Below are 13082 nucleotides of genomic sequence, written 5' to 3'. Positions count from 1 at the left end.
GCAGCTCCTTTTAATCCATTAACGTATTGATTAATGTTTGATTTTAATATTACCGGCTCTTGATTCGGCCAAAATATGAATGGATTCCTCATAATTACCCTCTGACTTGAATCGGAGCATTTTTTGGACCACATCACTTTTTTCCTCAATGATGTGAATACCCTTCAGGTCAATATTAAAACTGCCGAGATTGGATTTTAACTCCCCATCACAACCAGTATTTACTGGGATTTGCAGATTAATACTTCCTGCCGACGCCTTAGCTCGGATCGTTTCTCCATAACGGCCAGTTTGTTCACATTGAATGCTTCCATTAATCGTCTGGAAATCTCCTTTTCGGAAGCCTCCCTGGATTTGGATTGCACCATTCATCGTTTCGACTTCCAATTCGCCTACATCAAATCCTTTAAGATTGACAATACCATTGACTGTCTCAAATTCTGCTTCTCTTGCATTCAAATCCGTAAATTGAATTTGCCCATTACCCGTTTTGGTCATGACCGTATCGACTTTAACATTTTCACCGGTAATTGTTCCGTTAAATAGTCGAATTTTCAATTCCTCATAGCGATTGTCTGGTACTCGAATGATTGCTTGTAATTTAATCGATTTATCATGTGCAGCAAATCGAAGTCTTCCTTCTTCAAGCGAATAAGTTACTTCTTTAAGCAGTTTTTCTCTCGCTTCAGTCGTATTTTCTGCCCTATACACCTTCGCCTGGCATTCAATCCTAATCTCGTCCTTATCCCATGGGAGGAACTGGACACTGCCGTTTGCCAGATCGACATCTATTTTACGCAAAGATACATGATCATGATGATAAATATGCTCGATATCAACCGCTGAGCCAAAATTAAGGTCAAAATCTACATCTTTTATCTTTTTAACAACATCGTCTACGATTCCTAATAGTTTATCCATTGTGGATGCAGACTTTTTGGATGGTGACCCCTTATATTCTGATTCACTTTGGTTTACAACCGTTGATAATTCACTGGTTTCTGTCCTTTGCTCATCTTCTTTAATCAGTTTGTCTTTCTTTTCAATTTGCTCAAGTAATAATAATGCTTCATCGGCGTTAAGTAAGCCTTCCTTCACCATTTCCAAAATTCTTTTTTTCTCTTGATTCATTCTTACCAGCTCCCTTTTCCATGGTATGTACCTATCAATCCTTTACTAGTTTAATACCCTGAATGACATTCCAAATCATCACAATAAAGCTAATCAAACCGAAAAGAAACATAGCCAGTATAGCAGTATAGGGCAAGGCCGTTATTTCCGAACTCGAGGCAAGCTGAGTTAGAAATACAAAGAACACGATAATGCCCATGACGAATGGAAATAGATGTGAGATTAAAGCTCGTTTAGCATGCCCTTTTAGCTCAAAATCATCTACAGCTACTAAATAAATAACCGTAGGAAAGATGAAGCCTAAAAAGAAGAAACTGAAATAACATAGAGCAGCCAGAAATCGATTAGTTGTTGTCATAGATACAGACACCTCTCCTAATTGTACGTATAAATTGAAAGAAAGTTTCTTATATATCAACAATACCTTACAACAATTGGAAAATGGTAACTTTTCGATTATACCCTGGCCAGAAATCGTTAATCTATGAGTTTTCTAAAGGTGCACGGGCAAACGTATGAGTAAGTTCTCTGAAGCAAATACGCCGGATATGGATAAAAAGCAAGCCGTTTTATCTGGCGGCTTGCTTTTCCTTGATTTTATTATTCATACGGTCCCGATCACGTTCTAGAACGGGCTTCAAATATTTTCCTGTATAAGATTCAGGTGTCTCCGCTATGACCTCCGGTGTTCCGGTAGCCAAAATGGTTCCGCCTTTTTCTCCACCTTCAGGACCTAAATCAATTAAATAATCAGCTGCTTTAATGACATCTAAATTATGCTCAATGACAAGCACTGTATCGCCATTATCAACCAAGCGCTGCAATACTTCCAAGAGACGCGAGATATCATCAACATGAAGTCCTGTTGTCGGCTCATCCAAAATATAGAGTGAGCGGCCATTGGAGCGACGGTGTAATTCACTCGCCAGCTTAACCCTTTGCGCTTCTCCGCCGGATAGTGTTGTGGCAGGCTGACCCATCTTAATATATCCCAGACCAACATCATAAATGGTTTGGATCTTCCGTTTGATTTTCGGATGATTTTCAAAGAACTGAAGTGCTTCTTCTACTGTCATATCTAAAATATCAGAAATATTCTTCCCTTTATAGGTTACTTCCAATGTTTCACGATTATACCGTTTTCCATGACAAACCTCACAAGGAACATAGACATCCGGAAGGAAATGCATTTCTATTCGGATGATTCCATCTCCACGGCATGCTTCACAGCGTCCGCCTTTAATATTGAAACTGAAACGGCCTTTCTTATATCCACGGACCTTCGCTTCATTTGTGGAAGCAAACACATCCCTGATATCATCAAACACACCTGTATAGGTTGCCGGATTGGATCGCGGCGTACGACCGATTGGTGATTGGTCAATATCAATCACTTTCTCCAGTTCCTCCACACCTTTTATCTCGCGGTGGTTTCCTGGTCTCGCTTTCGCCCTGTGCAGCTTTTGAGCTAATGATTTATGGAGAATTTCATTCACTAATGTACTTTTACCTGATCCGGATACTCCTGTAACAGCTACAAATGTCCCAAGCGGAAAAGATACATTTACATTTTTTAGATTATTCTCTTTAGCACCTTTAATCTGGATTAATCGTCCATCGCCCTTTCTGCGTTCCTGTGGCAAAGGAATGAATTTTTCCCCTGATAAATATTGGCCCGTTAAGGAATTAGAATCTGCCATCACTTCTTCAGGCGTACCTGCTGAGACAATCTCACCGCCGTGCGCTCCTGCTCCAGGACCGACATCAATCAAATAATCCGCTGCCAGCATCGTGTCCTCATCATGCTCCACCACAATAAGCGTATTCCCGATGTCACGCATACTTTTCAGCGTCGCAATCAATCGGTCATTATCACGTTGATGAAGACCAATTGAAGGTTCATCCAAAATGTATAAAACACCTGTTAAGCGCGAGCCGATTTGAGTAGCCAATCTAATTCGCTGTGCTTCTCCTCCTGAAAGTGTACCGGCTGCTCGGTTTAATGTCAGATATTCCAAGCCAACATTATTCAAAAAGCCCAGTCTTTCTTTGATTTCCCTAAATATCAAACGGCCGATACTCATATCTTTCTCGGATAGATTCAAATTTTCAAAGAAATCGTTAGCATCTTTAATAGAGAGGGCCGTAATCTCGCCAATATGCTGTCCTGCTATCAATACCGCCATTGTTTCCTTCTTCAGGCGATAGCCTTTACAGGTTGGACATGCCTGCTCGGCCATATATTTTTCCATCTGATCGCGTGTATAATCTGAACTCGTTTCTTTAAACCGGCGCTCTACATTAGCCAATACGCCTTCAAATTCCACTCTGTTTTCCCGTATTTGCCCGAAATCATTCTCGTAACGGAAATAGATTTTCTCCCCATCCGAGCCATAAAGAATTTTATCAAGCTGGCTTTCCGGTAGTTGAGAGACTGGAACATCCATATCTATACCATAGTGATTGCATACACATTCAAGCAATTTAGGATAATACTGAGAACTGGTAGGTTCCCATGGAGCGATTGCATGCTCCCTTAATGTTAATTCCGGGTCAGGAATTACGGCAGCCCGGTCAACTTTTACTTTAAAGCCCAATCCATCACATGTTGGGCAGGCGCCAAATGGACTGTTGAACGAGAACATCCGAGGCTCCAATTCCCCAATTGAAAATCCACAATACGGACAGGCATGATGCTCACTGAAAAGCAACTCTTCCTCGCCTATTACATCAATGATAACTTTACCATCACCCAGACGGAGTGCAGATTCAAGTGAATCAGCTAAGCGGGCATTGATTCCCTCTTTCACGACAACCCGGTCGATGACCACTTCAATCGTATGCTTTTTATTTTTATCCAGACGAATATCATCATCCAAATCATACATTTCTCCGTTTACACGGACACGGACATACCCTTGCTTTTTAATATCTTCAAGCATTTTGACATGGGTACCTTTTCTGCCTGTTACAACCGGAGACAGAATCTGCATTTTCGTGCGTTCTGGATAGGACAAGATTCTGTCTACCATTTGCTCAATCGTTTGAGATGTAATTTCAATCCCATGCACAGGACAGACTGGTTTGCCGACTCTGGCATACAATAAACGCATATAATCATAAATCTCTGTCACTGTCGCAACGGTTGAACGAGGATTGCGGCTTGTCGTCTTTTGGTCAATTGATATCGCCGGAGACAGCCCTTCAATCAAATCAACATCCGGTTTATCCATTTGGCCGAGGAACTGCCGGGCATATGCGGAAAGAGATTCCACATAGCGGCGCTGTCCCTCCGCATAGATTGTGTCAAAAGCCAGAGAGGACTTTCCGGAACCGGATAAACCCGTCAGTACAACCAGCTTATCCCGGGGGATTGTCACATCAATATCCTTAAGATTATTGGTCCTGGCCCCTTTAATTACAATTTTATCAAGTGCCATCCTATGTTCATCCTTCCACTTTTAACTCTAAAATTAAATCTCTAAGTTCGGCAGCACGTTCAAAATCAAGCGCTTTGGCTGCTTCCTTCATTTCTTTTTCCATATTTGCAATTACTTTTTGGCGCTCTTTCTTGGTAAGTTTCTCGTATTTATTTGCAGCTTTTTCTTCTTCATCTTCCGTTATATGAGTGGCCCGAATGACATCGCGAATATCCTTCTGGATCGTCTTAGGAACGATGCCATGTTTCCTGTTATACTCTTCCTGGATCGCACGGCGCCGTTTAGTCTCTGAAATCGCTATTTCCATGGAATTCGTTATTTTATCTGCATACATAATAACATGACCATTCGAATTACGGGCAGCACGGCCGACCGTTTGAATAAGAGACCGTTCTGAACGCAGGAATCCTTCTTTATCCGCATCAAGAATAGCTACGAGTGAGACCTCCGGAATATCAATCCCTTCACGCAGTAGATTTATTCCAATCAACACATCATATTTTCCAAGACGCAGATCTCTGATGATTTCGATTCGTTCAAGTGTTTTAATCTCAGAGTGCAAATATTGAACCTTGATGCCAAGCTCTTTTAAATAATCCGTTAAATCCTCAGACATTTTCTTAGTCAATGTAGTGATTAGGACACGCTCATCCCTTGTGATTCTCTCGTTTATTTCCCCTAACAAGTCATCAATTTGACCTTCAATCGGGCGAACATCAATAGTTGGATCCAGCAGTCCTGTTGGACGGATAATCTGTTCAACCATTTCCGGTGAATGCTCCTGTTCATAAGGCCCCGGTGTAGCAGACACATAAACAATCTGGTTGACATGTTCTTCAAACTCCTGAAATTGCAAAGGCCTATTATCCATTGCGGACGGCAAACGGAAACCATGATTGACAAGTACCTCTTTCCGGGCGCGGTCTCCATTATACATTCCGCGAACCTGCGGGACTGTAACATGGGATTCATCTATAACCATTAAAAAGTCTTTAGGGAAATAATCAATAAGGGTATAGGGGGTAGAGCCCGGCGGCCTTAAGGTCAGATGTCGGGAATAGTTCTCGATTCCTGAACAAAAGCCCATTTCTCTCATCATTTCAAGATCGTAACGGGTTCTTTGCTCCAACCGCTGTGCTTCGAGAAGCTTTCCTTCACCTCTTAAAAAGGTGAGCTGCTCTTCCAATTCCGTCTCAATATTTTGAATAGCAATCCTCATCTTTTCTTCTCTTGTAACGAAGTGGGATGCAGGGAAGATAGCTACATGATCTCTTTCGCCGATAATTTCTCCAGTCAGCGCATCCACCTCTCTGATCCGTTCCACTTCATCGCCGAAAAATTCAACACGTACACAGTGTTCATCCTTTGAGACCGGAAAAATCTCTACTACATCTCCTCTTACTCGAAATGCTCCGCGTTGAAAGTTAATATCATTTCGTTCATATTGAATGTCGACCAATTTACGTAATAGCTGGTTCCGCTCCATTTCCATGCCAACTCGTATGGATAAAACCATTTCCCCGTATTCTTCTGGAGAACCCAAGCCATAAATACAGGACACACTGGCAATAATAATGACATCCTTCCGCTCAAATAATGCAGATGTTGCAGAGTGGCGCAGTTTATCTATCTCATCATTAATACTGGCGTCCTTTTCTATAAAGGTATCAGTCTGAGGTACATACGCTTCAGGCTGATAGTAGTCATAGTAACTGACAAAATACTCGACTGCATTATTCGGAAAGAACTCTTTAAATTCACTGTACAGCTGTCCAGCAAGCGTCTTATTATGAGCAATGATAAGGGTGGGCTTATTAATCTCTTTTATCACGTTTGAAATCGTGAATGTTTTTCCGGTTCCAGTAGCGCCAAGCAGCGTTTGATGCTTAACGCCATTATTAATTCCATTCACTAGCTCTTTAATTGCAGTTGGCTGGTCTCCTTGAGGAGTATACTTGGAAACCAATTCAAATTGTTTACTCACACAAAAGCCCCTTTCATCATTTTCATCTCAAGTCTCGTTTTATTTGATAACAATATTTTACCACAATCATCTATAAACAAACCAATAAAAAGCGAACAAACATTCCCTTTTTTTAACTTTAATAATATCATTTATGCCCATCCTGCAAAAAAATAAAAGAGTCTTCCTCAATATTGCGGAAGACTCAGTCTGTTGTTTATGCACTTTTAGGTGTTCTTTTGATCATCCGCTGAGAATACCAATACCCCGCCGTTAATGAAAATGCGTCAATTATAATCAGAGGCCAGGATGATGTATAGCCTTTATACGCTGATGCGGCGATTAGGGCAACAGTTAAACATAAACCGACTATGCAGCTATATGTCACTCTTGAAAAGAGCACAACTAATAAACCTGGAGCTAAAAGAGCTATTAAAATCTTCATCTGAGGTCTCACCTGCTTCCTCTGGAATCACGCAGCTATTTTCCAGCAATTCTATTCAGCTACAAATATATTACATTTCATGTGATTAATCCAGCAGGATACTAAGTTAATCGCTGACTGGCCCTCCATTTGGCACCCCTCTGACTTCAAATGTGTTCATAGGCCTTTAGGATCATGTATGAAAATTTATCCAAAATTAGGTTTCATTAACCAGATCTAAAGGAATTTATAAGGAAAGTAAGTATCTATTAAATAGGAGGGGAAATATGAAACTTAAAAAATGGTTATCCATCTCTTCTGCTGCTCTATTAGGGATTGCGTTAACAGCATGTTCCGATACCGAAGAAACCTCTACCGATGAGAACGATTCAAAAACAGTCGAAATTACATATGCCAGAGGAGTCGATACGACAGGCAGTACAGAAAAACTGATAGAGGCATTCGAGAAAGAACATCCCAATATTAAAGTAAACTATCAGGAAATGCCGAATAGTTCTACTCAACAGCACGATCAATATGTAACCGCATTCAGTAGTAAAAGTGCTGAAATTGATGTATTTGATGCAGATGTTGTTTGGCCGGCAGAGTTCGCCCAGGCTAACTACGCGATGGAATTAGACCGCTTCATCGATCAGGATAAAATTAATCTCGAAGACTACTTCCCCGGTCCAGTTGAAGCCGGGAAATTTGAAGGCAAGCAATGGGCTCTGCCAAAATACTCAGATGCCGGTATTCTTTATTATCGAACAGATTTGGTTAGCGAACCCCCAAAAACATGGGATGAGTTAATAGAAATGGCTAAAGAAGGAAACGGGAAAGAAGGCACAAGCTCAGGCTTTGTCTTCCAAGCAAAGCAATATGAAGGTATTGTTGTGAACGCCATGGAATTCATTGCCTCCTACGGCGGCAAAATCATCGATGAAAACAATGAAGTCGTCATTAACAGTCCAGAAGCCAAAAAAGGACTTAGTAAAATGGTTGAAATTGCAAACGCAGATTTCATGCCAAATAACATTTTAACTTTTACCGAAACGGAAACTGAATCTGCCTTTAAAGAAGGCCAAACTGTATTCGCACGCAATTGGCCCTATATGGAAAAAACAGCTGCTGATAAAAGTACCTCAAAGGTAGCTGGAAACTTTGCCTTTACCTCCTTGCCTGCTGGTGATTCAGGCTCAGCTTCGACACTCGGAGGCTATATGGCCATGATTAACCGCTATACTGATCATCCAAAAGAATCATGGGAATTTGTGAAATTCATGACTGGGGAAGAAGGACAAAAAATCTCTGCGACCGAAGGCGGACGTGCTCCAACCATAAAAGCTTTATATGAGGATAAGGAAGTACAGGATGCGGCTCCTGTTTTCAAAGAAAAGTCTTTTGTTGAAACACTAGAAAACGCTGTACCTAGGCCGGTTACTCCAAATTACCAGGAAATATCGGATATTTTGCAAATCGAAATTTCTAAAGCATTAACAAAGGATATTACAGTTGATGAAGCCATTGAAAATATGGAATCGAAAATGAAGGCTGCATTGAAGGAATAGATAACTTAGCCTAATAGGAACGGCAATGGGAGGGAGATGGGCACAAAAGCTTGTCTCCTATTTTTTAGCTTTTGAAGTCCATCCTGAAAGGAGTAATGATATGAAAAAGAAATTTTCGCTATCCGAACGACAATTAGGATATGCCATGATTATCCCTTCTCTTATACTAATTGGAATTGTTGTTCTCTATCCAATTGCCATGTCTTTTTGGAACAGTATGTTTGATTATCGATTGAATACTCCAGAGAAATCCGTACGAATGCTATCTTCTCAAGTTGACCTTGAACGGTATGCCACTGATTATTATTATCTACAAAAAAATCTAGAAGAATTGAATAGCGATAAATCCATCCAATGGGCAGAACTCATTGAAAAAAATCATCAAAAACTTTTAAATGAATCCGATATCGAAAAGCAATATGAATATGTAGAGAAAAAGGTTGCCAACTTTGAACCTATTAAGGAGAAAGATGAAAAATATGCCTCCATTAATGAGGATACAGCAGAAGCCTATAAAGCTGATTTAAAATCCATCAGTGGTGAATTGAAAGCGATCGAGGGAGAGCAGTCAGAACTTGCAAAGGATACAGCTGCTTTATCTGCTTCTGTCTCTGATTCTATTTTGAAGGAAAACTTTGTTGGGTTAGGTAACTACAGTAAATACCTATCTGATGCACGCATGTGGAAATCGTTATCCAATACGATGATTTTCACAGTTATTACAGTCTTTTTTGAATTGGTGATTGGATTAGCCATTGCCTTATTAATTAATCGAGCGTTCTTTGGCAGAGGTGCGGTCAGAGCAGTTGTATTAATTCCCTGGGCGATCCCTACCGCTGTATCAGCGATGATGTGGATGTTCCTCTATGATGGGCAATCAGGCATTATCGCCCACTTGTTCGAAGAGCTTCATATTATTTCAAACGCCGGGGATTTATTAAGCACAGGTGTCGGAGCGATGGCGTCTGTTATTCTAACGGATATATGGAAAACAACACCCTATATGGCTTTGTTATTGTTAGCGGGCTTGCAGACCATCCCCAAGGATGTTTATGAAGCTGCTTCAGTCGATGGAGCAAGCAAGTGGTACCAATTCCGCAGAATAACACTACCTTTATTAAAATCCAGCATTCTTGTTGCCCTGCTCTTCCGTACACTTGATGCGTTCAGAGTATTTGACCTCATTTTCGTCTTAACAGGCGGCGGACCTGCAAATTCAACAGAAGTGATTACCATATATGCATATAAAACCTTATTCGCTCAACAAAATTTCGGCGAAGGCTCCGTCCTCTCGATGATTGTGTTTGTTTCAGTGGCGATTATCAGCCTGATTTACATTAAATTCATAGGTTCTGACCTATTTGGAGACCGCATAAACGGAAAGGGGGAAAATTAAATGAAGAAGCCTGTAAAAACCATACTTTTCTATGTGTCGATTGCTCTTTTTATCTTTGTTATCATGTTCCCATTTCTCTGGGTCTTTCTTACATCCTTAAAAGAACCGGGTGAAATTTTTGCCTCGTATAAATGGTGGTCCAAGAATCCATCTCTAGATTCATATAAATCTGCTTTAACTTCAAGGCCCCTGCTCGGTTACATGAAAAATAGTTTAATCGTTTCTACCGTTACGACCGTAATCGCCATAACGTTTGCATCATTTGCAGCTTATGCGTTAACACGTTTACCGATTAAAGGAAAGGGTATTATATTTGCTGTAATACTCGCATCATCTATGTTTCCGCATATCGCTATTATTTCACCAATCTATAACTTTGTAACCGACTTCAATTTACGTAATACGTATACAGGGTTGGTGATTCCCTATATTACATTCAGCTTACCTTTGGCTATTTGGCTATTATCCACGTTCTTTCAGAAAATACCAAAGGATCTTGAGGAATCAGCGAAGATGGATGGTGCTACACCATTTCAAACCTTTAGAAGAATCATTTTCCCATTGGCTGCACCCGGCGTATTTACGACAGCCATCCTTGTATTTATCGCAGCTTGGAATGAATATTTATTTGCTTTAACTATTAATTCAAAAGAAGCAGCACGAACTGTACCAGTAGGTATATCCCTTTACCAAAGTGATTACACCATTCCTTGGGGTGATATAACGGCAGCAACTGTCATCGTCACCATTCCAATTGTTATATTGGTGTTGATTTTCCAAAGAAAAATAGTATCCGGTTTGACATCAGGATCAGTGAAGGGATAAAACGAATGTACTGTTTCAACGTTGAGGGGGATTTTGTTGGAAAAAAAACCGTATATTACAGAAGCAATCATTGGTAATTCAAGCATGCTGGTATCTTTAACAAAAGATGGGCAGGCGCAAAGGATCACATGGCCAAATATCGATTTTCCCCAGCATCTAAATCTATTTTATACAGGTATTCGCGGCATTGAAGGCTCGGTAAAGACCTTCTTCCTTCATGAGAATGTTTGGAATCATAAACAAGCATATATGAACCGCACGAACATTTTAGAAACCATATCCACACTCGGCGGTTCTGGCTTGTCTATCAGACAGCTCGATTTTGTGTTACCCAAAAAAGATGTCTATGTTCGGCACTTTACCTTTAAAAATCTATCAGATCGTCCACAAAATATAAGCTTCGTAGTTTACAGCGATTTTATGATTGATGAAAAAAGACGCTATCAAACTGTTATGTTCGAGGAAGATACAGATAGCTTTACCCATTACCACAGAGAATATGGATTTGCAGTTGGCTCCACTCATAACGTTAAGAAATTTCAATGTGGAGCTACATTTAAGGAGCTAAATGACGGTATTCTTAGGGGTAAAAGAATTGCCAATAAATCATCATGTGGAATTGAATATGATCCGCTTTCTCTCGATCCCAACGAGGAAAAATCCATTACGCTTTATATTGCAGCAGGCAACGGCTCTCAAGGAGCGATTGACATCTTAAAGGATGTAAAAGAGATTCCCTTTGACGAACATTTCAAGGAGACCTTGCACTATTGGTATGAATATTTGGATCAAGCGAAGCCAGTTGAAATTAAAGATGAACGAACAAAGAAAATTTATGAGCGTTCTTTACTTATGTTTCATTTAATGAATAATAAAAATGGCGGTTTCATTGCTGCCCCTGAGGTAGATGAGGAATATGCCTTTTCAGGTGGATATTCCTATTGCTGGGGTCGTGATGCAGCCTACACCGCCACTGCATATGCTCGTGCAGGCTATCACAGACAGGTTAAAGAGTTTTACCGATTTGCCAGAACTCTTCAGGATGAGGAAGGAAAATGGGATCAGCGCCACTATTTAGACGGACATTTAGCTCCTGCCTGGGGCTTGCAAATTGATGAAACAGGCTCCATTCTGTGGGGACTCCATCAATTTTATGAAATTACCGGTGATGAGGACTTTGTAGTTGAAATGTGGCCAGTCATGGAAAAAGGGGCGGACTTCCTTACTAAGTTTATCGATCCCATCACCCATCTTCCTCTTCCTAGCATGGATATATGGGAAAAAAGAGAAGCTGAACACTTTTATTCAGCCGCCGCAGTATATGGAGGGCTGTTAGGATCTTCTGAATGGGCCGAGAAATTAGGTCATCCCGAAAAAGCTATTCTTTATAGGAATACTGCAGCAGCTATTAAAAAGACTATCATGCAGATTGGCTACAATGAGACGAATGAAGCGTTTTTCCGAGCTTTCCATTTAAGACTCGATGAACCGGCCTACTTAAATAAGAAAGCCCAGGGCAAGGATGTCTCAAAGGAATATGATGCCAAGGGATATCCAATCTATCGTCAGGTCAGGGATGATGTCATCGATATCTGTTTACTTGGCCTTCAGGTACCCTTCAATATGATTGATGCCAATGATCCAAAAATGAAACAAACAGCTGCCACCATTGACCGACTGTGCCGCTCCAAGATTATTGGCGGTATCGAACGCTTCCCGGGGGATATCTATATTAGTGGTGACCCTTGGATCATATCGACGCTCTGGCTCGCGATTTATTATATTCGCATTAATAAACAGCTTGAAGCAAAGAAATTATTTAAATGGGTCGTCGATCATGCCACTGATTTGGATCTTTTAGCAGAGCAAATTGACAAAATTACAGGCAGACCTGCCTGGGTATTACCGCTTACTTGGTCACACGCTATGTTCATTTTGACTGTTTTAGAAATGAAAGAGAATGGAATAGAACTTTAACCGCCTGTGGATAAGCCAAGTTGTCCACACACTTATACACGGTAATCACAGTTTATTCATAACATTTAATAAGCAAAGTAAATTTCCCCCTGTGGATAAACTATGCAAAAAGGATCTTCAGGTCTATATTGGCCAGAAGATCCTTTCATTTTATATGGATATACTTTCTGATCTTCTGAAACAACTTAAGCCATCATCTCTGACTGGATGGATATACTATAGACAAGCAACCTTTTCAGCAATACCCTGAGTATCATCACTTAATCTATGGTTATTCTCGATATTTGTTTGAGTTAATATATATCTGATTATTGATTTCTTAATACTGTCAATTACACGTTCCGGCTATTTCAGAGGC

At 40.5% G+C, this 13082-nt stretch carries 9 protein-coding genes; 4 read left to right on the top strand and 5 right to left on the bottom strand.

What is annotated here, in order from left to right; genetic code table 11:
• Nucleotides 1–30: 30 nt before the first annotated feature.
• The 5 genes from AC4BHA_RS11120 to AC4BHA_RS11100 all read right to left on the bottom strand — a co-directional run bounded on the left by AC4BHA_RS11120 (nucleotide 31) and on the right by AC4BHA_RS11100 (nucleotide 6979).
• A complete protein-coding gene (locus AC4BHA_RS11120) occupies nucleotides 31–1131 on the bottom strand; it encodes a DUF4097 family beta strand repeat-containing protein (RefSeq protein ID WP_490558627.1) in 1101 nt (366 codons plus the stop codon).
• Nucleotides 1132–1165: 34 nt separating this feature from the next.
• Entirely contained in the window at nucleotides 1166–1489 is a 324-nt protein-coding gene (locus AC4BHA_RS11115) for a magnetosome magnetite crystal formation protein family (protein WP_490558626.1), read from the bottom strand.
• A 211-nt stretch (nucleotides 1490–1700) separates the two neighbouring features.
• Nucleotides 1701–4571: an excinuclease ABC subunit UvrA gene (gene uvrA / locus AC4BHA_RS11110; protein ID WP_490558625.1), complete on the bottom strand. Its 2871-nt coding sequence runs from the start codon at nucleotides 4569–4571 to the stop codon at nucleotides 1701–1703.
• A gap of 7 nt (nucleotides 4572–4578) precedes the next feature.
• The gene (uvrB, locus tag AC4BHA_RS11105; protein ID WP_490558624.1) at nucleotides 4579–6555 is read right to left on the bottom strand and encodes an excinuclease ABC subunit UvrB; all 1977 of its coding nucleotides are present in this window, start codon (nucleotides 6553–6555) and stop codon (nucleotides 4579–4581) included.
• Nucleotides 6556–6751: 196 nt separating this feature from the next.
• Nucleotides 6752–6979 (bottom strand): CsbA family protein, encoded by a 228-nt coding sequence (locus AC4BHA_RS11100; protein ID WP_066106119.1) that lies wholly within the window; start codon nucleotides 6977–6979, stop codon nucleotides 6752–6754.
• A 266-nt stretch (nucleotides 6980–7245) separates the two neighbouring features.
• Between AC4BHA_RS11100 and AC4BHA_RS11095 the strand changes: the two genes are divergently transcribed.
• The 4 genes from AC4BHA_RS11095 (at nucleotide 7246) to AC4BHA_RS11080 (ending at nucleotide 12724) form a co-directional block, all read left to right on the top strand.
• Nucleotides 7246–8526 carry an ABC transporter substrate-binding protein gene (locus tag AC4BHA_RS11095; protein ID WP_490558623.1) on the top strand — a complete coding sequence of 427 codons (1281 nt, stop codon included), beginning with the start codon at nucleotides 7246–7248 and terminating at the stop codon, nucleotides 8524–8526.
• 100 nt (nucleotides 8527–8626) lie between these two features.
• A complete protein-coding gene (locus AC4BHA_RS11090; RefSeq protein ID WP_490558622.1) occupies nucleotides 8627–9922 on the top strand; it encodes a carbohydrate ABC transporter permease in 1296 nt (431 codons plus the stop codon).
• Complete coding sequence (locus AC4BHA_RS11085; RefSeq protein WP_140461786.1) at nucleotides 9923–10747, top strand: carbohydrate ABC transporter permease; 825 nt, start codon at nucleotides 9923–9925, stop codon at nucleotides 10745–10747. It begins immediately after the preceding gene.
• Nucleotides 10748–10783: 36 nt separating this feature from the next.
• Nucleotides 10784–12724, top strand: a complete 1941-nt coding sequence (locus AC4BHA_RS11080) for a glycoside hydrolase family 15 protein (protein WP_139892194.1) — start codon at nucleotides 10784–10786, stop codon at nucleotides 12722–12724.
• The last annotated feature ends 358 nt before the right edge of the window (nucleotides 12725–13082 follow it).

This window comes from Pradoshia sp. Z3_51, from assembly GCF_058215915.1.
The sequence above is the reverse complement of the archived record's forward strand: the minus strand, read 5'-3'. Positions and strand labels throughout refer to the sequence as shown.